Source organism: Aeromonas sp. S18(2024), from assembly GCF_041402525.1.
Taxonomy (GTDB): domain Bacteria; phylum Pseudomonadota; class Gammaproteobacteria; order Enterobacterales; family Aeromonadaceae; genus Aeromonas; species Aeromonas enteropelogenes.
Genome location: NZ_JBGLQV010000005.1, coordinates 223,757 through 246,682, shown reverse-complemented (window position 1 = coordinate 246,682; position 22,926 = coordinate 223,757). Strand labels below are relative to the sequence as shown.

The window sequence follows — 22,926 nt, the reverse complement described above, 5'->3', positions numbered from 1 at the left end:
GGTGTTACTTGCAGAGGGGAGAAAGGGATTTATGTGAGCGTCGATTTCTCTTGCCAAAGGCCGTTTGATGAGGGCGATGAGAGAGAGCATCGAGGTTCGTGGAAGGCCCATAAAAAAACCGCCAGCAGGCGGTTTTTTTATGGGCTTTTTATCACAGGGGGCGTTAGTAGAAGCCGGCGTCCTCGGGGGAGGGGCGGGTCTTGAAGCGGCGGTGCAGCCACATGTATTGCTCCGGCGCCTGCCGAACGGCGGCTTCTATTTCCCTGTTGGCACGGGCGGCATCGGCCAGGTCATCGCCAGTGGGGTAATCGGCCAGCGGTGCCCCTATGTGCAGGGTGTAGCCCTCTTTGGTGCGGATGTTGTAGCAGGGCAGGGTGACGGTGGTCTTCACCCGCGCCAGGGTGGCGGTGCCTGTGATGGTGGCGGCCTGCTCCACCGCGAAGTAGGGTACGAACACGCTGGCATGAGCACCGTAGTCGTGATCCGGCGCGTACCAGAGCGCATCGCCGTTGCGCAGCGCCTTGATCATCCCCTTCACGTCGGTGCGATCCACCAGGTATTTGTTGGAGGCACAGCGGCCATGGTACTGGGCATATTCCAGCACCGGGTTGGTGTTGGGGCGATAGACGCCGACCCCGGGACGTACCAGACCGAAGCAGCGGGCATTGAGCTCCAGAGTCAGGAAATGACAGGAGAGCAACAGCATGCCCTGGCCCTGTTCCACGGCGGCGATGACGTGCTCTTCTCCTTCTACCTTCATCAGATTGCGCATCCGCCAGTCCGGCCAGAACCAGGCGATGCCCACTTCGAAGATGGCGCAGCCGACGCTCTCGAAATTCTGCACAAGCAGCTTCTCCCGCTGATCCTTGGTCAGCTCGGGCATTGCCAGCTCCAGATTGCGGCGGGCAATTCTGACCCGCGATTTGAGCACCTTGGCGGCGAGACGACCGAGGTGGCGCCCCAGCCACATCTGGCTGCGCCACGGCAGCAGTGTCAGCAGCCAAAGCAGGGAGAGGCCGAACCAGCTGGCCCAGTAACGGGGATGAAACAGGCGGGGCTCAAGGCGGGGAGCGTTGTCGTGTGCCATGGCTAATCTCTTGTTCGCAAACACAATCGGGAGATTCTATCCGAAAAGGGGGCGAGTGGGCGAATGGCCGTGCGCTGGTCAGAGGGGTCGTTGCGTCCGCTTTACGTGACAAGGGTTGGCAACCGCGTTCGGCTTTTTCTACACCGGCTAAAAGAGTGTGATAAAATCGGCGGCTGATTTTTCAGGTTTTGAGAGTCTATACAGATGAAGATCACCCTGCCCGAGTTTGAAAAAGCCCGCATTCTGGTCGTTGGCGATGTCATGCTTGACCGCTATTGGCATGGCCCCACCGGCCGGATCTCGCCCGAGGCACCGGTGCCCGTGGTCAAGGTTGAGCACATCGAGGAGCGCCCTGGCGGCGCTGCCAACGTGGCCCTCAACTCCGCCGCGCTGGGTGCCCAGGCTGTGCTGCTGGGCCTGACCGGTCAGGATGAGGCGGCCGATGCCCTGGCTGGCCAGATGGCCGGCGTCAAGGTCGCCTGTGACTTCGTGCGTCTGGCCGACTATCCGACCATCACCAAGCTGCGGGTGCTGTCGCGCAACCAGCAGTTGCTGCGCCTCGACTTTGAAGAGGGCTTCCATGCGGTCGATGCGTCCCTGCTGATGGGCAAGGTGGAGCAGGCGCTGCCGAACTCCGACGTGATGATCCTCTCCGACTACGGCAAGGGTGCCCTCAACGACGTGCCCGGCATGATCAAGCGTGCCCGCGCCGCCGGTATCCCGGTGCTGGTCGATCCCAAGGGAACCGACTTCGAGAAGTATCGTGGTGCCACCCTGCTGACCCCCAACATGTCCGAGTTCGAGGCCGTGGTAGGTAAGGTGAAGAGTGAAGACGAGCTGGTCGCCAAAGGCCTGGAACTGGTCAAGCGTTTCGAGCTGGATGCCCTGCTGGTGACCCGTTCCGAAAACGGCATGACCCTGATCCGCGAAGGGCAGCCCGAGCTGCACCTGCCGGCCCAGGCTCACGAGGTCTATGACGTCACCGGTGCCGGCGATACCGTGATCTCCACCCTGGCTACCTCACTGGCGGCAGGCAAGAGCCTGGATGAAGCCTGTGCCCTGGCCAACACGGCTGCCGGCATCGTGGTCGGCAAACTGGGTACCTCCACCGTCAGCCCGGTGGAGCTCGCCAACGCGCTCTACACCGAGCAGGAAACCGGCTTCGGCGTCATGTCCGAGGCCCAGCTGAAGGTGGCCGTGCGCGCCGCCCGCCTGCGCGGCGAGAAGGTGGTGATGACCAATGGCTGCTTCGACATCCTGCATGCCGGTCATGTCTCCTATCTGGCCAATGCCGGCAAGCTGGGGGATCGCCTGATCGTGGCGGTCAACACCGACGAGTCGGTGCGCCGCCTCAAGGGACCGGGTCGTCCGGTCAACCCCACCGAGCGTCGCATGGCGGTGCTGGCTGCGCTGGGTGCCGTGGACTGGGTGGTGCCGTTTGGTGAAGACACGCCGCAGCGTCTGATCGCCGAGATCCTGCCAGACCTGCTGGTCAAGGGTGGCGACTACAAGCCGGAAGAGATCGCCGGTTACGCCGAGGTGACTGCCAACGGTGGCGAAGTGCGTGTTCTCAACTTCGAAGACGGCTGCTCCACTACCGACATCATCAAGACCATCCGCGAACGCGGTTAAGGTCGAGCGGGGCCCGCTAAGGCTGGCCCGGCTTCCTGACCTGGCAACGGGCAGCAAAAAGGCGACCTTGTGGTCGCCTTTTTCATATCCGGGTCATGCTATCAGGCCTTGGGTTTGGCGCTGGCGGGCATCAGTCCCTGGTTCACTTCCACCAGATCCTGCTCTTCCAGGATGCCGGCCGCCTGTTTCAGGCTCAGGATGTTGAGGATGTAGTTGTAACGGGCGGCAGAAAGTTTCTGCTTGGCGTCGTACAGCTTGCGGGTGGAGTCCAGCACGTCGACGATGGTACGGGTACCGACCTCATAACCGGCTTCGGTCGCCTTCAGGGCGCTGTCGGCGGAGATGACGGACTGGCTGTAGGCACGTACCGAGCCGATGCTGGCGTTCACGTTGTTGTAGGAAGAGCGCACAGTGCTCTGCACCGAGCGGAAGTTCTTCTCCAGCAACTCGCTTGCGGCCACATAGTTGAACTGTGCCTGTTTGACCTGGGAGCTGGTGGCGCCGCCGCTGTAGATGGGCAGCTTGAAGGTCAGCCCGACATTGGCCTGGTTGCCATTGCTCTCGGGGTTGATCACTTCATCCTTGTAGTCGGTGTTGCTGGCGGAGAGACCGGCACCCAGATCCAGAGTCGGTTCGTGGCCGGTCTTGGCCAGATCGATCTGTTCCTTGGCGATGTCTTTCGCGATGCGGGCACTGTGCAGTTGCAGGTTCTTGTCCAGCGCCAGCTCCAGCCACTTGTCGGAGCCAAAAGCGGTCTTCTGCGGGCTGAAGCGTTCGGTGTTGAGCACATCCAGCGAACGATGGTCGATACCGGTCAGCTCGCGCAGGGTCTCGTAGCTGTTGTCCAGCTCGTTCTCGGCGCTGATCTCGTCCGCCAGCGCCTGGTCACGGGAGGCTTCGGCTTCATGCACGTCGGTGATGGCGGTCAGACCCACCTCGAAACGCTGCTGGGTTTGCTCCAGCTGACGCTCTACGGCCACCTTGTTGGCACGCACGAACTCCAGGGTGTCCATCGCCTTGAGTACGTTGAAATAGGCCTGGGCGGTACGCAGCATCAGGTTCTGGATTTCAAGGTTGTAGGCGACGTCAGACTGGGTGGCACTCTTTTCGGTCAGATCCAGGTTGACCCAGTTGCTGCGACGATAGATGGACTGATCCAGAGAGAGGGAGCCGCTGGCGGTGGTACCGGTCTGGGTATCGTTCTTGTTCTGCAGGTAGTTCAGACCAGCGCCCAGATTGATCTGGGGCAACAGGGCTGCGCGGGATTCATTGATCTTCTCGAAGGCTTGGTCGCGTACTGCCTTGGATTGCAGCAACTGCGGGTCTTTGAGCTGGGCCTGTTGGTAGATGTCGAGCAGGTTCTCGGCATGGGCACCGGCACTGACGCCCAGCAACACCATGACGGACAAGAGTGTTCTTTTCATAGATCGTTTTAACCTTATGTAGTAACCCAAAATGGTTGCTGGAAGAGGGCAAATATTGTCACCGACCAAGCTTGATTGCAGCTTAATCACTCTACTAGTTAGCAAAATTTAATGCCAAGAGTCTCCGGTCCAGTGACGGGAACGTCAAGAACCGAACGCTATTTTCTCCCCCCTGTGCCTAGCCAAATGGTCTGTGGCTGCTAAAATCCACCCCTCATTGACCTTGGTGCAGAGAGTGAATGAATGTTCATTCATGTTCCTCGGATTTTATGGTCAAACAGATTCAAGTCAAGCTGACGGGAGCCTCGAATGTCACAGCATCCCCTGCCGCAGGATCGGCACTATGCCGCCGAAGACGTAAAAATAATTTCAAAATCATCGGGTTATAACGGCTTCTTCAAGGTGAACGTTTATCGTTTGCAGCACAGGTTATTTGCTGGTGGCTGGAATCAACCCATAGTCCGCGAGCTGTTCGAGCGGGGCCACGCCGCCGCGCTGCTCCCTTATGATCCGGTACGCGACCAGATTGTGCTGGTGGAGCAGTTCCGCATCGGCGCCATGGAAACCAGTCGCACCCCCTGGCTGCTGGAGCTGGTGGCCGGCATCATAGATGAAGGGGAGACTGCCGAGGCCGTGGTACGTCGCGAAGCGGTGGAAGAGGCAGGCATCGAGGTGGGTCGCTGCGAGCACGCCATCAGCTATCTGGTGAGTCCGGGTGGCAGCACGGAGCGGATCGAGGTCTATGTGGGCGAGGTGGATGCCAGCAAGGCCGAGGGACTGCACGGTCTGGCGGAAGAGGGGGAAGATATCCGGGTGCACGTGGTGAGCCGCGAGCAGGCCTATGCCTGGCTCAAGGAGGGGCGCATCGACAACGCCGCCTCCGTCATCGCCCTGCAGTGGCTGGCTCTCAATCATGGCGAGCTGCGCGCCCGCTGGTTGGCGGATCGCTGAGATGGCGATGACCCGGCTTCAGGCCAGCATTCACATGCCAGATCTGCTCGCCTGCGAGTTCAACTACCCGTGGGATTGGATTGATGGAGCTGCAACATGTCGTTAGTCCAGAGCCCGTTCAAACGCTATGTACCTGATTTGATGTCCTTGCAGCGCACCTGCGAGGTCAACTACATGGCGCTGATGAAGCTGTTGCCCCCGGGTGGAGAGGTAGGGGCCGAGCGGCGCTACCGGGTCGGCAACGATCTGCAGTTCCAGCTCACCGTCTGTGGCGAGAGTCGCTTCACCTGCGAGGTGTTGCTGAGCCAGCACAACCCCGAATTGCCCGAATATCTGCAGGCGCAAATAGAGATTCGTTTGTATCATGATGTGCGAATGGCGGAAGTGTGTGCAACGCAACAGATTTCTCGTTTGCAACCACGTTATGATTATCCCAATAAAAAGATGCACCAGCGGGATGAAAAGGAGCAGGTAAATCTGTTTCTGGCCGAATGGCTGAAATTTTGTCTCAGACATGGTACCAGTCCGATCAATATCTCCAGTTGAACAAATATAAAGAAGCGTGATTTTGGAAACAGAGCTACCTCAGGCGCAGGACGGCAGTGTGCACCTGCTGCAAATTACCGATACCCATCTTTTCGCCAGCGCCGAGGGTCGGCTGCTGGCTGTGCGCACCGCAGAGAGCCTGGCCGCCGTGCTGGAGCAGGTGCAGGCCAACGCCCACCCTTACGACCTGATCCTGGCCACCGGCGATCTGTCGCAGGACCACAGTCCGGAGTCCTACCAGCGCTTCGCCACCATGATGGCGCCGCTCTCCCGCCCCATCTACTGGCTGCCCGGCAACCATGACGACAGCCCCCTGATGACGGAGCACCTGCATGCCGCCGGGATCAGCGAGGCCAAGCAGCTGGTGGGGGAACACTGGCAGGTGATCCTGCTCGACACCCAGGTGCGCGGCAAACCCCACGGCATGATCGGGGATCACCAGCTGGAGGCTCTCGACAACGCCCTGCGCCAATATCCGGATCGTCACGCCCTCATCGCCCTGCACCATCAGGCGGTGCCGGTGGGCTGCGCCTGGCTGGATCAGCATAACCTCAAAAACGCCGACGACCTGTTTGCCGTACTTGCCCGTCACCCGCAGCAGAAGACCATACTGTTTGGCCACGTCCATCAGGAGTTTGACGAGGTGCATCGCGGGGTGCGGCTGATTTCCAGTCCCTCCACCTGCATCCAGTTCAAGCCGCTCTCCGATGGTTTCGCGCTGGACGAGTCCGGCCCGGGCTGGCGCTACCTCACCCTCTACCCGGATGGCCGCATCGCCAGCCAGGTGTGGCGTCTGCCGGTCGGCCAGTTCGTGCCCGACCCCAATGCCACCGGTTACTGAGGAGCACTGCATGAAGCCCGTCCTCCTCTACCTGCACGGTTTCAACTCCTCACCGGGTTCCGCCAAGGCCCAGCAGATGGCGGCCTGGGTGGCAGAACACAGGCCCGATATCGAGGTGGTGATCCCGGCCCAGCCCAATACTCCGGCGGCGGCCTGGGCGGCCATCGAGCAGACCATCGCGGATCTTGTGGCTCGCCATGGCGTTGCGCTGCGGCTCGGCGCCGTGGGCAGCTCTCTCGGCGGCTTTATGGCGACCAGAGTCAGTGAGTTGTATGGTTGCCGCGCGGCCCTGATCAATCCGGCGGTGCGTCCCCATGAGCTGCTCTGCGACTATCTTGGCCCCCAAACCAATCCTTATACCAACGAGCGCTACGAGCTGTTGCCGGCGCACATGGACGAACTGAGAGCGCTGGCGGTGCCGGTGACCGCCCCCGGGCGGCTCTGGGTGCTGCAACAGCAGGAAGATGAGGTGCTGGACTATCGCAAGGCACTGGAGGAGTACCGCTTCGCTCGTCTGTCGCTGGAGTGCGGCGGCAACCACGCCTTCGTGGCGTTCGAGCGCTACCCCGCCCAAATCGTCCGCTTCCTCGGGCTCTGATCATGCCACCGCCGCTGGCCGCCTTTCTGGAACAGGTACTGGCCACGGCGCAGGCGGGGCTCACCTACTCCAAAGACCCTTTCGATATCGGCCGCTTCGAGGCGCTGAGAGCGGCCACGGCAGCCCTTATCGCCAGCCAGAGCGAGCTGGCCCCCGAGGCCATCGGCGACTGGATCGCCCTCGACACTGGCTATCCCACCCCCAAGCTGGATGTGCGTGCTTTCATCGTGGATGAGGCAAGACGGATCCTGCTGGTGCAGGAGCGCAGCGACGGCGGCTGGACCCTGCCGGGTGGCTGGTGCGATATCGGCGACTCGCCGGCAGCTGCCGTGGTGCGGGAAGTGGTGGAAGAGACCGGCCTCGAGTGCCGGGCGGTGCAACTGCTGGCCCTGTTCGACAAGCTCAAACACCCCCATCCGCCCCAGCTGCCCCACGCTCACAAGGCTTTCTTCCTGTGCGAGGTGACCGGCGGCCAGCTGCTCACCGAAACCGATGAAACCCGGGGGGCAGCTTATTTTCCCATCGAGGCACTGCCCCCACTCTCCCGCCACCGGGTGGTGGAATCCCAGCTGCATACCCTGCACCGGCATGTGCAAGAGGGGCGGGGCGATACCCTGTTCGATTGATTCACTCGGCACGTAGACTGGCGGCAAGGAGGCAAGATGATCAAGCGTATCGGCAATACTCCCATTCAGGCTAAGCACAAGGCGCGGGGCCTTGGTGCTGGAACTCAGCTTGCCGTACGGCATGGTGATGCCCCGCCAATGAGTCAAAAGCGGGCCGCGCGCCTATTCAGATCAAGCTTTCTGTGCGGGGCGTTTGTCCTGATCCCGCCTAGCAGTTAAGATTCCCTCCAAACGTCAATTCGCAAGGCCCTCCATGTCTACTCAATACAATGCGGATGCCATTGAGGTCCTCAATGGCCTTGAACCGGTGCGTCGTCGCCCCGGCATGTATACCGACACCACCCGGCCCAATCATCTCGGCCAGGAGGTCATCGACAACAGCGTCGACGAGGCGCTGGCGGGGCATGCCCGCAATCTGGAGGTGATCCTCCACGAGGATCAGTCCCTCGAGGTGATCGACGATGGCCGCGGCATGCCGGTCGACATCCACCCGGAGGAAGGGGTGTGCGGGGTGGAGCTGATCCTCTGCAAGCTGCACGCGGGGGGCAAGTTCTCCAACAAGAACTACCAGTTCTCCGGCGGTCTGCACGGGGTGGGGATCTCGGTCGTGAACGCGCTGTCCGATCGGGTCGAGGTGACGGTGCGCCGCGACGGCCAGGTCTATGACATCGCCTTCGAGCGTGGCGACAAGGTGCAGGAACTGACCATCACAGGCACTTGCGGGCGTCGCAACACCGGCACCCGGGTGCGTTTCTGGCCGCAGGCGAGCTATTTCGACTCCCCCAGGTTCTCGGTTTCCAAGCTCGAACACCTGCTCAAGGCCAAGGCCGTGCTCTGCCCTGGCCTCACCATCAAGTTCCTCGACAAGAACACCGGCATCAAGCTTGAGTGGTGCTACGAAGACGGCCTCAAGGATTATTTGATCGACGCGGTCAAGCAGTTCACCTGCCTGCCGGAGCAGCCCTTCGTCGGCACCTTCAGCACCGATCAGTCGGCGGTGGACTGGGCCCTGTGCTGGTTGCCGGAAGGGGGCGAATGCCTCGCCGAATCCTATGTGAACCTGATCCCCACCGCCCAGGGCGGTACCCACGTCAACGGCCTGCGTCAGGGCCTGCTCGACGCCATGCGCGAGTTTTGCGAGTTCCGCAACCTGTTGCCGCGCGGGGTCAAGCTGACCCCGGAAGACATCTGGGATCGCTGCGCCTACATCCTCTCCATCAAGATGCAGGATCCGCAGTTTGCCGGTCAGACCAAGGAGCGGCTGTCGTCGCGCCAGAGCTCGGCGTTCGTCTCCGGCGTGGTGAAGGATGCCTTCAGCCTTTACTTGAACAGCAACACCGAGCTGGCGGAACAGCTGGCCGAGCTCTGCATCTCCAGCGCCCAGCGCCGGATGCGCGCCGCCAAGACGGTGGTACGCAAGAAGATTACCCAGGGCCCGGCGCTGCCCGGCAAGCTGACCGATTGTGGCTGCGCCGACCCCATGCAGGGTGAGCTGTTCCTGGTGGAGGGTGACTCTGCGGGGGGCAGCGCCAAGCAGGCGCGGGATCGCGAGTTCCAGGCCATCATGCCCCTGCGCGGCAAGATCCTGAACACCTGGGAGGTGGAGGCCGGTCAGGTGCTCGCCTCGCAAGAAGTGCACGACATCTCGGTGGCCATCGGGCTCGATCCCGACTCCAACGATCTCAGTGGCCTGCGTTATGGCAAGGTGTGCATCCTGGCGGATGCGGACTCGGACGGTCTGCACATCGCCACCCTGCTCTGCGCCCTGTTTGTGAAGCACTTCCGCGCCCTGGTGGAACAGGGCCACGTCTATGTGGCCATGCCGCCCCTGTATCGTATCGATATCGGCAAGGAGGTGTTCTACGCCCTCGACGAGGACGAGAAGAACGGCGTGTTGCAGCGGGTCGAGGCCGAGAAGAAGAAGGGCAAGGTGATGGTGACCCGATTCAAGGGCCTGGGCGAGATGAACCCCAAGCAGCTGCGGGAAACCACCATGGATCCCAACACCCGTCGCCTGGTGCAGCTCACCATGGACGAAGGGGAAGAGACGCTGCAGCTGATGGACATGCTGCTGGCCAAGAAGCGCGCCAGTGATCGCCGCGAATGGCTGGAAGAGAAGGGCAACCTCGCCGAAGTGTGAGAGCCGGACAAGGAGCACTGATGATAGCCAATACCCCGGAACCCCCTTACTACGCGGTGATCTTCACCTCGCAGCGCACCGATGTGGATGAGGGCTACGCCGCCATGGCCGAACGCATGCTGGCACTGGCCCGCACCCAGCCGGGTTTTCTCGGTGTGGAGTCGGCCCGTGACGGGGTGGGCATCACTGTCTCCTACTGGCGCGATCTCGAGTCGATCCGTCACTGGAAGGGCGATCTCGAGCACCAGGAGGCCCAGCGCCTCGGCCGCGAGCAGTGGTATCGCACCTTCAAGACACGCATTGCAAGGGTGGAGCGCGATTACGGTCTGTAACGCGCCCTTGCCCACGATTTTGGCGGCCACGGCCGCGACCCAAATAACCAAGAGAAGCACCACATGAGTGATCTAGAGCTCAGTCTGGACGGGGTAGAGCGCCAGCCCATGCGCGCCTTTACCGAGCAGGCTTACCTGAACTACTCCATGTACGTCATCATGGACAGGGCCCTGCCCCATATCGGCGACGGCCTCAAGCCCGTGCAGCGGCGCATCATCTACGCCATGAGCGAGCTGGGGCTCTCCGCCCTCTCCAAGCACAAGAAGTCGGCCCGTACCGTGGGTGACGTACTCGGTAAGTACCATCCCCACGGCGACAGCGCCTGTTACGAAGCCATGGTGCTGATGGCCCAGCCTTTCTCCTACCGCTACCCGCTGGTGGATGGTCAGGGCAACTGGGGGGCGCCGGACGATCCCAAATCCTTCGCCGCCATGCGTTATACCGAGGCGCGCCTGTCGCGCTTCTCCGAGCTGCTGCTCTCCGAGCTGGGGCAGGGCACGGTGGAGTGGACGCCGAACTTCGACGGCACCATGAAAGAACCCGTGGTGCTGCCAGCTCGCCTGCCGCACATCCTGCTCAACGGGGTGACCGGCATCGCGGTGGGCATGGCGACCGACATCCCGCCCCACAACGCCCGCGAAGTGGCCCACGCCTGCGTCGAGCTCCTGGACAACCCCACTGCCGGGCTGGATGCCTTGATGGCGCACATCCAGGGGCCGGATTACCCGACCAACGCCGAGATCATCACTCCCCGCGACGACATCCGCAAAATCTACGAGACCGGCAAGGGCTCCATCAAGCAGCGGGCGGTGTGGAGCGAGGAGGATGGCGACATCGTCATCACGGCGCTGCCCCATCAGGCCTCCGGCGCCAAGATCATGGAGCAGATCGCCGCCCAGATGGTGGCCAAGAAGCTGCCGATGGTCACCGACCTGCGGGATGAGTCGGACCATGAGAACCCGACCCGTCTGGTGATCGTGCCGCGCTCCAACCGGGTGGACGTGGAGGGGCTGATGGCCCACCTGTTCGCCACCACGGATCTGGAGAAGAACTACCGGGTCAACCTCAACATCCTGGGTCTGGACAACCGTCCCCAGGTCAAAGACCTCAAGACTATCCTCACCGAGTGGCTGAGCTTCCGCCGCGAGACGGTGCGCCGCCGCCTGCAGTATCGCCTCGACAAGGTGCTGGCTCGCCTGCACATCCTCGAAGGCTTGCTCATCGCCTACCTCAATATCGACGAGGTGATCGAGATCATCCGCACCGAGGAGGAGCCGGGCCGGGTGATGATGGAGCGCTTCAACATCAGCGAGACCCAGGCCGAGGCGATCCTCGAGCTGAAACTGCGCCACCTGGCCAAGCTCGAAGAGTTCAAGCTGCGTGCCGAACAGAATGAGCTGGCGGAAGAGCGCGACAAGCTGGAACTCATCCTGGGTTCCGAGCGCCGTCTCAGCACCCTGCTCAAGAAAGAGATCCTGGCGGACGCCGAGAAGTACGGCGACGATCGCCGCACCCCGCTGGTGGAGCGCGCCACCGCCGTGGCCCTGACCGAGAAGGAGCTTACTCCGAGCGAACCGGTCACAGTGATCCTCTCCGACAAAGGCTGGGTGCGCGCCGCCAAGGGCCACGATGTGGATGCCGAGGGGCTCTCCTACAAGGCGGGGGATAGCTATCTCACCCACGCCTGCGGTCGCAGTAACCAGCAGGCGGTGTTCCTCTCCACCCTGGGACGTACCTATTCCCTCGAGGCCCACACTCTGCCATCCGCCCGCAGCCAGGGCGAGCCGCTCACCGGCCGCTTTGCGCTGGGGGCCGGCGAAGAGGTACGCCATCTGGTGATGGGCAACGAGGGCGAACCGTATCTGATCGCGAGCGATGCAGGTTACGGCTTCGTCTGCAAATATGACGACCTGATTGGCAAGAACAAGAACGGCAAGGCGCTGCTGACCGTACCGGAAGGGGGCCTGGTCATGGCGCCCCAGAAGATAGGCGCGCCGGACACCGATCTCTGCATGGCCATCTCCAACGAGGGGCGCATGCTGCTGTTCCCGCTGAGCACATTGCCGGTGCTCGGCAAGGGTAAGGGCAACAAGCTGATCAGCATCCCCTCGGCCCGCGTGAAGGCGCGGGAGGAGTTTGTGGTGATGGCCGCCGTCATCCCCCAGGGCCAATCGGTCACCCTGTTTGCCGGCAAGCGCAAGCTGACCCTCAAACCCTCCGATCTCGACTACTACCGTGGCGAGCGCGGTCGCCGCGGCGCCAAGCTGCCCCGCGGTTTGCAGCGTGTCGATCGCATCGAGATTGAACCCGTCGCCGGCGCCGAGCCGGTAGCCGGGGAAAATCAGGAAGGGTAATTAATATAGAAGGGCGCAAAAGCGCCCTTCTTATTTGATAGGAATTATGTGTTAGCCCATATTTTATTTGATTCAATAATAATGGACTCACGCTCTTTCTGGTATGCTTTTTTATGTGACAGCCAAGCGTCAAAATTATTATTGTTTATCAAGTAGTCTATGTATTTGTTGATTAACCAAATGTCGTTGATTATTTCTCTTATGTAATGCTGAGATGAATTCTTAGTGAGAAATATGGAGTCAATATTAATTAATATGTTCTCTTTTGAATCATTTAAAAAATCATCAGAATCTGCATTTTTTATTTTTAGAAGAATTTTTCTTACAAAGGGAAGTGCGGACACTATATGTTCAGAACGTTCTTTTACCAATAAGTAATCCTCATTGCTACATGCGGTTATTGATTTACTTAGTTCGATAGTGTAATCCAATGTAATAAAGAAATCTTCAGCTCTACCATCTACTTTTTGTAGCTGAAGATCCATGTTCATAAACATCTCTGCATAATCATCATCCCACCCATTATGAAGGGCTTCGAAGAGATCATCGAAAAACTCTTTTGTAGATTTGCGTTGTAAGCATAAAAATCGAGAGCGTGAATCTCTGCCGAAAGCATTCTTCAGATGCGATTTAATCCATTTTATATGAATTTTTGTATGTATAGCTTTATCTATTAAATTGTCATATGTGGTTTGGTCACGCCACTGTGATGCGGATGCCTCAGCTGCTTTTGCCGCTCTAGATGCAGCAAAAGCAGAATAACCAGTGAATATGGCTGCGGGGATGGTTGCTAATCCAGATACCCATGCACCAGCGTTGGCAACTCCTTGTCCATGCCAATCAATTCCTTTCCACCAATTACATAGCTCTGATGGTGTTATGAAAATAAGCATTCCAATTATTAACCCAAAAAGAAATGCAAACGAGAATCCTTGAAAAATGATTATCCAGTGCTGTTTCATGCTTGTTTCCAAGAGTTATCAAGATGGTGAGTGCGATTCTCGCCATAGTGTACCTCTGTATGGGTCTTGCCTGAAACCGTGAGAGGCTGGATTGCAGGGCTGTAGGTTTGATTAGCGAAGCGTAATCAGACGTTCGCGAAAACAAGTTACCGCAAGGTTACCGGTCATCCATCAGATCTTCTTTTCCATTGGCATGGAGTCTGCGGTGCGATCGATTACGCTGCGGCTCGATATGGTTTTTGTTGCCAGGTAAGAGGGATAGTAGCAAAGCGATTCCGATTCTTGCCGTCGTCATATATAGCGGGTTCTGTTCGGGCGTCTTTAAGGGCATGATGGTTAAGTGCCAATCGAATCAAATGTTGGCGTTGTTGATGCAAGGAAGGTGAGAGGATGAGAGTTGCCCTGTTTTTGTTGTGTGCTGCCTGGCTATTGCCGCTGCATGCCGAGACCCGTGAACCTGTGCAGGCGGGGACCATGGCCAACCAGCAACTGATCCGGGATGCCATGGTCGGTGTCGCGGGCTGGGTGGCAACCAAGGGTTGCGAGGCGCCGGAACGTTTTGTGCCCGCCGTGCTGCAACTGCCCAAGGGGGAGCCGGGTAGTCGCTACTGGCAGGAGCGTTGGACGGTGACGGGCTGCGGCACCGAGTATCCCGTGGTCATCGATTTTCGCGAGACAGGGATGGATAGCGCCATGTGGACCATCACCCCTTGACTCTGCCAACTTCCTGCCCGGGGCCTAAACTGGAAGGGGACACCCCAGTGCCAGGAGGCCAATCATGGAAACAGAAAAAGCCATCGGGCTTATCGAGGCTCACGGGATCTTTCACGGGGATCACTACAGCTTCAACAGCGACGATTTTGTGCAGTGGTGCGAGGAGGATGCCCAGCAGACCCTCACGCTGGAGCAGGCCAATCAGGACCTCTCGCCGTTTTGCATCCGGGTTGGTTACTCGGAGCCGGTGCGGATGTGGCGCTACTACCTGACCTGATCAGGTCAGGCTGCGCCACCACAGATAACAAGAAGGAGCCGATAAGGCTCCTTCTTCAATTTTGGCGTGTCGGCTCAGGGCGCGGGAGCGCTGGCTTCACTCCGCCAGTCGTATCAGAGGTGTATGACGTAGTGAAATGGTCAGGCGGGGATCCGGCCGTTGCGCACCAGGGCCCGCCGGATATTGCGGCACATCTTGCCAAAGCTGGATAGCTCGTCAAAGGTGGGCGGGATGCCGCGATTGATCTGGTATTGCCAGTAGCAGAGCTCGGTATCGACCAGTTCCATCAGTTTCTTCGGGCAGCCGATGCAGGTGTTGTCGGGGCCGCATTTGAAGGTGTCGGCCTGATAGAGGGGGAACTCCTGTTTGACGGCATCAATGATCTGCTGCATCGCGGTAATGCGATCCGGTTTTCTGCTCATCTTGTCAAATACCCCACTTCATATCAGGCGGGAATTATAAACGCTGAGCCTGGTGGCACAATTGCGCAAAGGGGGTAGACAAGATGACTGGATATATCCAGAGCTTTTGTTGGGGAGGCTGTTTATCACGAAATGCCGATGATAGTGAACGTAACGAGTCGATTTAATCTGTCTGTTAAATTATCAATTGATTAATAACCTCTCATCTCATTCCAACGGGTAGCGTATTTCCGGGTTTCTCTTTTCTATATTGAGTGACGACCCCTGACCTTAATCTCTTGAATACAGATGGATATAAAAGGTTGGCCATCAGTTGGTCATCTTGCGGCCAGGAACAGGGGCATATGATGGTCCTTGATAAGGGGAGGAGGGGGAACCAAGCTGATTGCAAGTGCAACAAAATTTAACATGGACTGATGGCCATCCGTTGGTGAAATCACCCGGTAGGCGGATGATTTATTATATTTTTTTGTATTGAATAAGTTGCCAAATATCAATAAATACAAAGCGTTACGCTTGATGTTATTATGTTTACACTTTATTTGGCTGCGCTTGGCTCTATGCCGTGACGGGGCGAGCGTCACTCCCGTTACAAAAAGAGTTGTATAAAATGTTATCAAGATCCCAGTTTACTTATCTGGCGTATTGAACCCGGATGCCTTCTGTTCATAATGAGCTGGTCATATCGACATTTTATTTTCAACTGGGTGGGCACCATGAATCGCACATTCACTTCCTGCAAATGGTTCAATCTTGATCGCAAGATAGCCTTCTTCTTCCCAATCAAATAAGCCTTCCGTTGTGGGCCGGCGGCCCCTTCTGCGCATCTTCCTGTGCTGACATTCTGTTTCTGAAATCTGGTTTGTCGCCATATGTAGCCAAACCGGGTCTCTATTTATCTATTTTCCTGCGCATCCTTTAATTTGCGCCGGATGGCGATCCTGTTCGCCAAATAATGCCGAGGTTTACCATGGAACATTTCAAACACCTGCCCGAGCCGTTTCGCATTCGTGTCATTGAGCCGGTAAAACGCACTACTCGTGACTACCGCGAGGCCGCCATCAAGCAGGCCGGTATGAACCCCTTCCTGCTCGACAGCGAAGACGTCTTTATCGATCTGCTGACTGACAGCGGCACCGGCGCCATCACCCAGGACATGCAGGCGGCCATGATGCGCGGCGACGAAGCTTATAGCGGCAGCCGCAGCTTCCACGCCCTGCGCAAGGCAGTGCAGGAGATCTTCGGCTACGAGCTGACCATCCCGACTCACCAGGGGCGCGGCGCCGAGCAGATCTATATTCCGGTTCTCATCAAGAAGCGTGAGCAGGAGAAGGGGCTGGATCGCAGCAAGATGGTGGCGCTCTCCAACTACTTCTTCGACACCACCCAGGGCCATACCCAGATCAACTGCTGCGTAGCAAAGAACGTCTATACCAAGGAAGCGTTCGACACCAGCGTCACCGCCGATTTCAAGGGTAATTTCGATCTCGACAAGCTGGAGGCGGCAATCCTGGAAGCGGGTCCGGCCAACGTGCCCTATATCGTCAGCACCATCACCTGCAACTCGGCCGGGGGCCAGCCGGTCTCCATTGCCAACCTCAAGGCGGTTTATGCCATCGCCCGTCAATACGAGATCCCGGTGATCATGGACTCCGCCCGTTTCGCCGAGAACGCCTATTTCATCCAGCAGCGCGAGCCCGGCTACGCCGACTGGAGCATCGAGCAGATCACTCGTGAGGCCTACAAGTATGCCGACGGCCTCGCCATGTCCGCCAAGAAGGACGCCATGGTGCAGATGGGCGGCCTGCTCTGCTTCAAGGACGAGTCGATGCTGGACGTCTACAACGAGTGCCGCACCCTGTGCGTGGTACAGGAGGGCTTCCCCACCTATGGCGGTCTGGAAGGGGGCGCTATGGAGCGGCTGGCGGTCGGCCTGCGCGACGGCATGCGCCAGGACTGGCTCGCCTACCGCATCCAGCAGGTGCAGTACCTGGTGGATGGGCTGGAGGCGATCGGCGTGGTCTGCCAGCAGGCAGGGGGTCACGCGGCTTTCGTCGATGCGGGCAAGCTGCTGCCCCACATCCCGGCGGATCAGTTCCCGGCCCACGCTCTGGCCTGCGAGCTCTACAAGGTCGCCGGCATCCGCGCGGTCGAGATAGGCTCCCTGCTGCAGGGCCGTGACCCGGCCACCGGCAAGCAGATGGCCTGCCCGGCCGAGCTGCTGCGCCTGACCATACCGCGCGCCACCTACACACAGACCCACATGGACTTCATCATTGAGGCTTTCCAGGAGGTCAAAAAGAACGCCGCCAATATCAAGGGGCTGACCTTCACCTACGAGCCGCCGGTACTGCGTCACTTCACCGCCCGGCTTGAAGAGGTGGCGCCAAATACGGCGACGACGGCCAGACAGCTGGCCGAAGCATAACAACCAATAAGCAAAGCAAGGCACAGAAGATTCTGTGCCTTTTTTGAATCTGCATTCAGGGAATAAGACAGGGGGGGAATACGATGGCCAAAAATCCATCCATAGTGGGGGGCGCTTGTATCATAGCGAGCGTCTGTGTCGGGGCAGGGATGCTGGGGCTGCCCAGCGCCGGGGCGGGGGCCTGGGCCAGCTGGTCCACTCTGGTCATCACCCTGACCATGATAGTGATGACGGTCTCGGGCTGGATGCTGCTGGAGGCATTCAAAGGCTACGAGCTGACCGTCTCCTTCAATACGGTGACCCGGGATCTGCTGGGATCCAGGGTCAATATGTTCAACAACCTGGCGGTCTATTTTGTCGGCGGGATCCTGCTCTACGCCTATATCACCTCGTCCGGGCTGATCCTGCATGGGCTGCTCGGCATCGACAGCAAGATCGCCTCCGTGCTGTTTGTGCTGCTCTTCTCCAGTCTGGTGTGGCACTCGACCCGGGCGGTGGACCGGATCTCGGTGGTGCTGATCGCCTTCATGCTGTTGAGCTTCGTGTTCGGGGTCTCCGGGCTGGCGATGCGGGTCAATGTGGATCAGCTGTTTGACTCCATGCACCAGGAGATGGGGTATGCCCCCTACGCCCTGGCCCTGCTGCCGGTGGCGCTGACCTCGTTCGGTTATCACCACTCGGTGGCCTCGATGCGGGCCTATTACGGGAGCGAACACAAGGCCAAGAGGGCCATTCTGGGGGGCACCCTGATCGCCCTCGGTTTCTACATCCTCTGGTTGGTGAGCATCTTCGGCAACCTGCCGCGCCAGCAGTTTGGCCCCGTCATCGCTCAAGGGGGCGAGGTGGATGCGCTGCTCAATGCGCTGGGATCGGTGATCGACTCCCGCAGGGTCGACCATGCGGTGCACGCCTTCTCCATGGCGGCGATTCTCTCCTCCTTTATCGGGGTGGGGCTCGGGGTATTTGATTACCTGGCGGATCTGTTCAAGTTCGACAACAGTCGCCGTGGCCGCGCCAAGTCGTGGGCGGTGACCTTTCTGCCGCCGCTCCTGATGTCACTCCTGTTTCCATTCGGCTTTATCATCGCCATCGGTTACGCCGGAGCGGCCGCCACCGTCTGGACCTGCATAGTCCCGGCCCTGCTGGTGATGAAGGCGCGCAAGGCGGAAGGGGGAGATCAGGGCTTCGTGGCACCGGGCGGCCAGGGCATGGTGATGGGGGTGATCCTGTTTGGCATCCTGATCGCGCTGTTCCATATGCTCAATATGGCAAACCTGCTGCCCATCTTCACCGGGTAGTGGCGCAGGCAGAAATCGGATAGCACAACGCCCGGCAAGCCGGGCGTTGTTATAAGGAGAGAGGGGAGGTAACAGGCAAGATGGATTCGTTAAGCGGCAACATGAGATCTGTTACCCAGCCAACGGATCAATAAATCATGGCCAATTTAATTTCATCCGGGAGATGACGATATTTCCCCCGCACTCCCTTCTGGCCAAATTATTTTTTCATCAACTTTTCAAATTCTGCCTTATCGATTCCTTTCTCAATACCAGACATGGCCTTCTGCACTTCAGGAGCGGAAAACAATTCGCTGGCGGCGACCTGACCCAATAACTGGAAGCTGGTACTGATGGTATTGGTCCCTTCATAAGTCAGTGCTTTGGTTGCCTGATCCCGGCATGAACTGGTCAATAATTTGGTAAAGAGTTTGCCCAGCGTGGCATTGGAATCATCCAGTTCTTTTTGTGATACGTTGCTGATGGATTTGACGGCAGGGTGTGCCGATGCCGAGGCGAACATCCACTTGACGAGAGACGTTCTGTCATCTTTTGTTGTTGATTCTACAAGGCATTTCGCAAGATCATCCCCATAGGGGCCGGCATTGGCGGTGTGCGACAGGAAAAGAGCTGCGATGATCGCCAAGTATTTCATTTTCATGATGTGTCTCATGGATAATAGTGGATAGGACTTGGATTAATGCACTGAACTGTGAGTGTGAATCACGGGCATATTAATCGAGAGCATACCAAAATCAAATGGCTCCCTTTTGTGACCGATATCCTCCTTCCTGCGGCTTCTCTCAGTGTTTATTTATTCCGTGCTGTGATGAAAAATACCAGTCATTCGATGTGTGCTGATCTCTAGGCCTGTTTTTGATCTCGGGGGGAAATATTGTGCTGGTTGCCGGATAGCACAACGCCCGGCAAGCCGGGCGTTGGATTACAAAGAGAGCCGCCTGTTGGCAGGCTGGCCATCAGAAGTCGTGATAGAGGGGCCAACCGAGCAGCGGGTGCTTGATACCGGCGCGCATCTCGAAGCTGTCGAGTTTCTCCGGCGAGGCGCTCTCTTTTTGCAGCAGCTGGTACTGGCGCACAAAGCCGAGGGTATGGAGGAGGTTGGGCACAAAGCCCGGGCTCAGCTCCTGGCGGATCGCCGCGGCCATGTCGGCGGGCAGTTCGCCAAGCATCAGGGCGAGCTGGGTCGCCAGATGGTCGGTGTCGTACCACTCCTCCTTGAGCTTAATCTCCCGCGCCAGCTTACGCTTGAGATCCTGCTTCACCTTGAGCGGGGCGGCGCCACTGCCTTTGCCGCAGAGAATGCGATAGAGCAGGGCCTCGGCCAGCTTGTCTTCCATGGTGGGGTGATCGTTCTCGCTGGCGAAGAAGTGCTGGTCGATAAGCCCCATCAATCGGTTCTTGTTGTGCTCGGCCAGCGCCTTCTCGTACTCCTGCCACCCCTGCCACTCCTCCACATCGGGGGGGCTGGAGATCTTGTCCAGCAGGCGTGCATCCACATCACCGTAGAGGCTGTTGCCGGTCTGCCTGGGGCTGACGGTGATGAGCATCGACCAGCCTTTCTGGAACGGCTTGATGGGCCCCTCCGGCGCCTGCAACAGGGCCAGCGCCTTGGCCGGATCCCGCTGGGAGAGCTCCTGCAACCCTAAGCTCACCACACCGATGACGTCGTGGGCGGCCTGTTCCAGCAGGTGCATCTTGTACTTGTTGTAGTACTTGTCGGCGAATTTGAGGCTCATCAGCACCGCCTTGCCCTTGATGGCGGCCAGTTGCTGTTGGCTCAAACGCTCGTTGTCGCGGCCAAAGCGCAGCACCTGGGTGAGAAAGGGGCCCTGGTTGGCATCGCGAATGACTAACTGCATGAATGGGCTCCTTAATCCAGAAAGCTGAACATGTCGTCGACGTCGCCGTACTCGTCTTCCTCGACCTTGTTCTTCTCTTTGGCCTGCATCACCAGCTCGGCGGCGAACTTGTTGATGATGCCGTCCCAGGTGGAGTGTTCATTGCGCAGCAGCGCCTTGATGGATTTTTCCACCTCGGGGGCCAGCTCGCGAATGAGCATCAGCAGGCTTCTCGGGTCATCCAGGGCGTAGTCGTGGACATCCTCGCTCTGCTGGCGTTCGCTGTAGCGCAGGGACTCTTCGAGATCTTCCTCCTCGGCGTGCAGCACGTCGCGATAGCCTTCGTCATCCTCGTAGCGATCGCCGCGATAGAACTCGATAAAGGGGATGGCGAGGTAGAAGAGGCCGGCCGGGTCTTCGGCCACGCACTCGAGGATCTCGCGCTGCTTGGCTTCGCTCTCCTGAGTGCGGATCAGGTAGTTGAGGAAGTCGAAGGTGTGCTGCTGCAACTCGTCGGCGTTGTTCTTGATCGCCTCTTCCCAGTAGAGGGGCTGCTGGCAGACGATGTCGCGGATCCGCTCCGGGGTCATCAGCTCGGAGATGATGGAGGGGAAGGAGATGTCGTGCTGGCCGTTGATCTGGGTCAGGGTGACGATATCAATGTTTTCAATCACTTCTGCCAGCTGATCGTCAGACATGGTCTTGGCGATCAGCTCGAACTTCTCGCTGGCCTGCTTCGGCTCGACCACGGCCAGCTCTTTGATCTCGATGGCGGTAATTTCTATCAGACTGTTGTTCATGCGTTGCCCCAATTAGAAACGTACTTCGTCGTACATATCCTGATCGCCGTCGTCGTGTTCATCGCCATTGTAGTCGGCGTCGGCATCTTCCCCGTCTTCATCCTCGTCGTCGCGCAGCTCATAGTCATCATCGGCACGGCGGCTGCCGCGTGGCAGCGGATTGTCGAGCTGGAACAGCACGGCGCAGGCTTCCATCAGCTGATCTTCGCTCTGGGCGCGCACCGCTTTGACCAGCGGCAGTTCGGCGTTGCTGAACGCCACCGACACCTTGAACTCGTCCCAGGAGGGCTGCTCGCCACTGGTGAGCCAGCGGGTCCACTGCGGTTTGGCCTTGGGCGGAAACTGCACCCGACCATAGAGGGCGAGCGGCAGGTATTCGGGCATAAACTCCAGCATGCTCATGTCGGCCAGCAGCAGGGCCTTCATCTTGCCGGTGAACTGTTCCAGCGCCTTGGGATCGTCCTGATCCCGGTAGGATTCGATATTTTCACTGGCATCGCTCAAGAGGGTCTTGAGTCGTGCCTGATCCCATTTTTTTTGCATGATGCCTCAGGGGTAGAATTGGTCCCACATCTCCTGCATGGCAGAAGCGGGATCGGTCACGATAACGTTGTTGAAATCCTTGATAAAAGCGGCCCGCTGCTTTGGATCGGACAGCACTTCATAGGCCTGCTTTATCTGGTGCAGCTTGATGGCAGCCTGCTCTTTCTCGTCGTCAGTGGCCCCGATCAGCTTGTCGGGGTGGTACTGGTTCGACAGCCGTCGATAGGCTTTCTTGATGTCGTTTTCACTGGCGTTGGACTTGACGCCCAGCACCCGAAAGTAGTTGTTCATGGCAGATCCTGCCTCACTGGCATCTTGGAATTCACACTGCGGGTGCCTGGTCGGGCTTGGCAAACCAGGCACGGCAAAAACCCGTCATTTTAACGGAAACGGATCCGCACCGCCACGCATTGGCGATGATATGGCGAGCAAGTTGCATCACCGGGCTCGTTGGCAGGCGGACGAATGGCGTCAGACACAGCGTAAGTGCCGATTGTTACCATTCTGGCAATGGCGAGAGGTGCTATCTGTGACGGCGGTTGAAAAAATGCCCGGCATGGCCGGGCATTTGCAATTGGCGTGGCGCCGGGTTAGTGAAGGCTCGCCCACCACAGGCGCAGCGTCAGCCCGAGCCCCGAACTCCAGCCCGTGGTGCTGCTTACCAGCTCTCCATCCTTGACGATGAGGAAGGTGGGGGTCACCCCCACCTGCCAGCGGGCGGCGAGCGCTCCCGATTCGTCATTGTGGGTGGGAAAGGTGAGCCCCTTCTTCGCCATCCCTTCACGCAGTTGGGCGTCGCTGCCGGAGCGTTGCGCCACTGTCAGCACGTTCTCCCCCTCCTGCCACAGGGTCTCCACAGTCGGCGTGGTGTAACGGCATACCCCGCACCAGCTGGCCCAGTAGTAGACCAGCAGCGGCTTGCCCCGGCTCAGTGTTGCCAGATCCGTGGTGGTGCCATCCTGCAGGGTAATGGGGGCGCTCATGGCTCCCTCAGGCAGGGTGGGACTGCGCCACAAATCCAGCAGGGTGGAGATAACCAGCGCCATCAGCAACAGCCAGAGCGCCTCCTTGCCCCAGCGTTGCCAGCGGGGCCGGGTGGGTGTGGTCGCCAT

25 protein-coding genes are annotated in these 22,926 nt (G+C 58.9%); 15 read left to right on the top strand and 10 right to left on the bottom strand.

Annotation, left to right across the window (positions count from 1 at the left end; translation table 11 throughout):
• Positions 1-163: 163 nt before the first annotated feature.
• Positions 164-1,087 carry an LpxL/LpxP family Kdo(2)-lipid IV(A) lauroyl/palmitoleoyl acyltransferase gene (lpxL, locus tag ACB034_RS11135; RefSeq protein ID WP_371172842.1) on the bottom strand — a complete coding sequence of 308 codons (924 nt, stop codon included), beginning with the start codon at positions 1,085-1,087 and terminating at the stop codon, positions 164-166.
• A gap of 204 nt (positions 1,088-1,291) precedes the next feature.
• Here lpxL and hldE point away from each other — a divergent pair, with 204 nt between their 5' ends.
• Positions 1,292-2,719, top strand: a complete 1,428-nt coding sequence (gene hldE, locus ACB034_RS11130; RefSeq protein WP_042025895.1) for a bifunctional D-glycero-beta-D-manno-heptose-7-phosphate kinase/D-glycero-beta-D-manno-heptose 1-phosphate adenylyltransferase HldE — start codon at positions 1,292-1,294, stop codon at positions 2,717-2,719.
• A 101-nt stretch (positions 2,720-2,820) separates the two neighbouring features.
• On the opposite strand, the gene tolC is transcribed toward hldE, so the two are convergent.
• A complete protein-coding gene (gene tolC, locus ACB034_RS11125; RefSeq protein ID WP_026456748.1) occupies positions 2,821-4,143 on the bottom strand; it encodes an outer membrane channel protein TolC in 1,323 nt (440 codons plus the stop codon).
• A gap of 309 nt (positions 4,144-4,452) precedes the next feature.
• On the opposite strand from tolC, the gene nudF reads away from it, so the two are divergent.
• The 9 genes from nudF (at position 4,453) to parC (ending at position 12,532) form a co-directional block, all read left to right on the top strand.
• Positions 4,453-5,094, top strand: coding sequence for an ADP-ribose diphosphatase (gene nudF / locus ACB034_RS11120; RefSeq protein ID WP_026456747.1), 642 nt, complete (start codon positions 4,453-4,455; stop codon positions 5,092-5,094).
• Between the two features lie 96 nt (positions 5,095-5,190).
• A complete protein-coding gene (locus ACB034_RS11115; RefSeq protein ID WP_371172841.1) occupies positions 5,191-5,640 on the top strand; it encodes a DUF1249 domain-containing protein in 450 nt (149 codons plus the stop codon).
• Positions 5,641-5,662: 22 nt separating this feature from the next.
• Positions 5,663-6,481 (top strand): 3',5'-cyclic-AMP phosphodiesterase, encoded by an 819-nt coding sequence (gene cpdA / locus ACB034_RS11110; protein WP_201941705.1) that lies wholly within the window; start codon positions 5,663-5,665, stop codon positions 6,479-6,481.
• Between the two features lie 10 nt (positions 6,482-6,491).
• A complete protein-coding gene (locus ACB034_RS11105) occupies positions 6,492-7,079 on the top strand; it encodes a YqiA/YcfP family alpha/beta fold hydrolase (RefSeq protein ID WP_371172840.1) in 588 nt (195 codons plus the stop codon).
• Between the two features lie 2 nt (positions 7,080-7,081).
• Entirely contained in the window at positions 7,082-7,705 is a 624-nt protein-coding gene (locus ACB034_RS11100) for an NUDIX hydrolase (protein ID WP_201941704.1), read from the top strand.
• A 36-nt stretch (positions 7,706-7,741) separates the two neighbouring features.
• Positions 7,742-7,924, top strand: a complete 183-nt coding sequence (locus ACB034_RS11095; RefSeq protein ID WP_371172839.1) for a hypothetical protein — start codon at positions 7,742-7,744, stop codon at positions 7,922-7,924.
• 34 nt (positions 7,925-7,958) lie between these two features.
• The gene (gene parE, locus ACB034_RS11090; protein WP_042025890.1) at positions 7,959-9,845 is read left to right on the top strand and encodes a DNA topoisomerase IV subunit B; all 1,887 of its coding nucleotides are present in this window, start codon (positions 7,959-7,961) and stop codon (positions 9,843-9,845) included.
• A gap of 20 nt (positions 9,846-9,865) precedes the next feature.
• Positions 9,866-10,177: an antibiotic biosynthesis monooxygenase gene (locus ACB034_RS11085; RefSeq protein ID WP_371172838.1), complete on the top strand. Its 312-nt coding sequence runs from the start codon at positions 9,866-9,868 to the stop codon at positions 10,175-10,177.
• Positions 10,178-10,240: 63 nt separating this feature from the next.
• Positions 10,241-12,532, top strand: coding sequence for a DNA topoisomerase IV subunit A (gene parC, locus ACB034_RS11080; RefSeq protein WP_371172837.1), 2,292 nt, complete (start codon positions 10,241-10,243; stop codon positions 12,530-12,532).
• Positions 12,533-12,576: 44 nt separating this feature from the next.
• Here the strand turns inward: parC and ACB034_RS11075 are convergent, their stop codons facing one another.
• Positions 12,577-13,494, bottom strand: a complete 918-nt coding sequence (locus ACB034_RS11075) for a hypothetical protein (protein ID WP_371172836.1) — start codon at positions 13,492-13,494, stop codon at positions 12,577-12,579.
• 390 nt (positions 13,495-13,884) lie between these two features.
• On the opposite strand from ACB034_RS11075, the gene ACB034_RS11070 reads away from it, so the two are divergent.
• Together ACB034_RS11070 and ACB034_RS11065 are read left to right on the top strand one after the other, a co-directional pair.
• The gene (locus ACB034_RS11070; protein WP_371172835.1) at positions 13,885-14,208 is read left to right on the top strand and encodes a hypothetical protein; all 324 of its coding nucleotides are present in this window, start codon (positions 13,885-13,887) and stop codon (positions 14,206-14,208) included.
• A 64-nt stretch (positions 14,209-14,272) separates the two neighbouring features.
• A complete protein-coding gene (locus tag ACB034_RS11065) occupies positions 14,273-14,485 on the top strand; it encodes a hypothetical protein (RefSeq protein WP_026457462.1) in 213 nt (70 codons plus the stop codon).
• A 140-nt stretch (positions 14,486-14,625) separates the two neighbouring features.
• Here the strand turns inward: ACB034_RS11065 and ACB034_RS11060 are convergent, their stop codons facing one another.
• Positions 14,626-14,877, bottom strand: coding sequence for a hypothetical protein (locus ACB034_RS11060; RefSeq protein ID WP_042025886.1), 252 nt, complete (start codon positions 14,875-14,877; stop codon positions 14,626-14,628).
• A 701-nt stretch (positions 14,878-15,578) separates the two neighbouring features.
• Between ACB034_RS11060 and tnaC the strand changes: the two genes are divergently transcribed.
• From tnaC to ACB034_RS11045, 3 genes are all read left to right on the top strand, one after another.
• Positions 15,579-15,698 carry a tryptophanase leader peptide gene (tnaC, locus tag ACB034_RS11055; protein ID WP_082037478.1) on the top strand — a complete coding sequence of 40 codons (120 nt, stop codon included), beginning with the start codon at positions 15,579-15,581 and terminating at the stop codon, positions 15,696-15,698.
• Between the two features lie 179 nt (positions 15,699-15,877).
• The gene (gene tnaA / locus ACB034_RS11050) at positions 15,878-17,335 is read left to right on the top strand and encodes a tryptophanase (RefSeq protein ID WP_042072637.1); all 1,458 of its coding nucleotides are present in this window, start codon (positions 15,878-15,880) and stop codon (positions 17,333-17,335) included.
• A gap of 83 nt (positions 17,336-17,418) precedes the next feature.
• Positions 17,419-18,633 carry an aromatic amino acid transporter gene (locus tag ACB034_RS11045; RefSeq protein WP_371172834.1) on the top strand — a complete coding sequence of 405 codons (1,215 nt, stop codon included), beginning with the start codon at positions 17,419-17,421 and terminating at the stop codon, positions 18,631-18,633.
• 199 nt (positions 18,634-18,832) lie between these two features.
• Here the strand turns inward: ACB034_RS11045 and ACB034_RS11040 are convergent, their stop codons facing one another.
• The 6 genes from ACB034_RS11040 to ACB034_RS11015 form a co-directional block, all read right to left on the bottom strand.
• The gene (locus tag ACB034_RS11040) at positions 18,833-19,273 is read right to left on the bottom strand and encodes a hypothetical protein (RefSeq protein ID WP_197064454.1); all 441 of its coding nucleotides are present in this window, start codon (positions 19,271-19,273) and stop codon (positions 18,833-18,835) included.
• A gap of 316 nt (positions 19,274-19,589) precedes the next feature.
• The gene (locus tag ACB034_RS11035; RefSeq protein WP_371172833.1) at positions 19,590-20,492 is read right to left on the bottom strand and encodes a hypothetical protein; all 903 of its coding nucleotides are present in this window, start codon (positions 20,490-20,492) and stop codon (positions 19,590-19,592) included.
• Positions 20,493-20,503: 11 nt separating this feature from the next.
• The gene (locus ACB034_RS11030; protein ID WP_042025944.1) at positions 20,504-21,271 is read right to left on the bottom strand and encodes a hypothetical protein; all 768 of its coding nucleotides are present in this window, start codon (positions 21,269-21,271) and stop codon (positions 20,504-20,506) included.
• A 12-nt stretch (positions 21,272-21,283) separates the two neighbouring features.
• A complete protein-coding gene (locus ACB034_RS11025) occupies positions 21,284-21,814 on the bottom strand; it encodes a hypothetical protein (protein WP_216993652.1) in 531 nt (176 codons plus the stop codon).
• A 6-nt stretch (positions 21,815-21,820) separates the two neighbouring features.
• Positions 21,821-22,105 carry a J domain-containing protein gene (locus ACB034_RS11020; RefSeq protein WP_026458058.1) on the bottom strand — a complete coding sequence of 95 codons (285 nt, stop codon included), beginning with the start codon at positions 22,103-22,105 and terminating at the stop codon, positions 21,821-21,823.
• A 299-nt stretch (positions 22,106-22,404) separates the two neighbouring features.
• Positions 22,405-22,926 carry a protein disulfide oxidoreductase gene (locus tag ACB034_RS11015; RefSeq protein ID WP_371172832.1) on the bottom strand — a complete coding sequence of 174 codons (522 nt, stop codon included), beginning with the start codon at positions 22,924-22,926 and terminating at the stop codon, positions 22,405-22,407.

What these genes read in the sequence shown, in the direction of transcription:
- ACB034_RS11025 (WP_216993652.1), bottom strand. Translation starts at nt 21,814, where the DNA reads ATGCAAAAAAAATGGGATCAGGCACGACTCAAGACCCTCTTGAGCGAT.
- parE (WP_042025890.1), top strand. Translation starts at nt 7,959, where the DNA reads ATGTCTACTCAATACAATGCGGATGCCATTGAGGTCCTCAATGGCCTT.
- ACB034_RS11075 (WP_371172836.1), bottom strand. Translation starts at nt 13,494, where the DNA reads ATGAAACAGCACTGGATAATCATTTTTCAAGGATTCTCGTTTGCATTT.
- ACB034_RS11100 (WP_201941704.1), top strand. Translation starts at nt 7,082, where the DNA reads ATGCCACCGCCGCTGGCCGCCTTTCTGGAACAGGTACTGGCCACGGCG.
- ACB034_RS11015 (WP_371172832.1), bottom strand. Translation starts at nt 22,926, where the DNA reads ATGGCGACCACACCCACCCGGCCCCGCTGGCAACGCTGGGGCAAGGAG.
- ACB034_RS11045 (WP_371172834.1), top strand. Translation starts at nt 17,419, where the DNA reads ATGGCCAAAAATCCATCCATAGTGGGGGGCGCTTGTATCATAGCGAGC.
- tnaC (WP_082037478.1), top strand. Translation starts at nt 15,579, where the DNA reads ATGAGCTGGTCATATCGACATTTTATTTTCAACTGGGTGGGCACCATG.
- nudF (WP_026456747.1), top strand. Translation starts at nt 4,453, where the DNA reads ATGTCACAGCATCCCCTGCCGCAGGATCGGCACTATGCCGCCGAAGAC.
- tnaA (WP_042072637.1), top strand. Translation starts at nt 15,878, where the DNA reads ATGGAACATTTCAAACACCTGCCCGAGCCGTTTCGCATTCGTGTCATT.
- ACB034_RS11020 (WP_026458058.1), bottom strand. Translation starts at nt 22,105, where the DNA reads ATGAACAACTACTTTCGGGTGCTGGGCGTCAAGTCCAACGCCAGTGAA.
- ACB034_RS11085 (WP_371172838.1), top strand. Translation starts at nt 9,866, where the DNA reads ATGATAGCCAATACCCCGGAACCCCCTTACTACGCGGTGATCTTCACC.
- ACB034_RS11105 (WP_371172840.1), top strand. Translation starts at nt 6,492, where the DNA reads ATGAAGCCCGTCCTCCTCTACCTGCACGGTTTCAACTCCTCACCGGGT.
- ACB034_RS11065 (WP_026457462.1), top strand. Translation starts at nt 14,273, where the DNA reads ATGGAAACAGAAAAAGCCATCGGGCTTATCGAGGCTCACGGGATCTTT.
- ACB034_RS11115 (WP_371172841.1), top strand. Translation starts at nt 5,191, where the DNA reads ATGTCGTTAGTCCAGAGCCCGTTCAAACGCTATGTACCTGATTTGATG.
- tolC (WP_026456748.1), bottom strand. Translation starts at nt 4,143, where the DNA reads ATGAAAAGAACACTCTTGTCCGTCATGGTGTTGCTGGGCGTCAGTGCC.
- ACB034_RS11040 (WP_197064454.1), bottom strand. Translation starts at nt 19,273, where the DNA reads ATGAAAATGAAATACTTGGCGATCATCGCAGCTCTTTTCCTGTCGCAC.
- ACB034_RS11030 (WP_042025944.1), bottom strand. Translation starts at nt 21,271, where the DNA reads ATGAACAACAGTCTGATAGAAATTACCGCCATCGAGATCAAAGAGCTG.
- ACB034_RS11095 (WP_371172839.1), top strand. Translation starts at nt 7,742, where the DNA reads ATGATCAAGCGTATCGGCAATACTCCCATTCAGGCTAAGCACAAGGCG.
- parC (WP_371172837.1), top strand. Translation starts at nt 10,241, where the DNA reads ATGAGTGATCTAGAGCTCAGTCTGGACGGGGTAGAGCGCCAGCCCATG.
- ACB034_RS11035 (WP_371172833.1), bottom strand. Translation starts at nt 20,492, where the DNA reads ATGCAGTTAGTCATTCGCGATGCCAACCAGGGCCCCTTTCTCACCCAG.
- ACB034_RS11070 (WP_371172835.1), top strand. Translation starts at nt 13,885, where the DNA reads ATGAGAGTTGCCCTGTTTTTGTTGTGTGCTGCCTGGCTATTGCCGCTG.
- hldE (WP_042025895.1), top strand. Translation starts at nt 1,292, where the DNA reads ATGAAGATCACCCTGCCCGAGTTTGAAAAAGCCCGCATTCTGGTCGTT.
- ACB034_RS11060 (WP_042025886.1), bottom strand. Translation starts at nt 14,877, where the DNA reads ATGCAGCAGATCATTGATGCCGTCAAACAGGAGTTCCCCCTCTATCAG.
- lpxL (WP_371172842.1), bottom strand. Translation starts at nt 1,087, where the DNA reads ATGGCACACGACAACGCTCCCCGCCTTGAGCCCCGCCTGTTTCATCCC.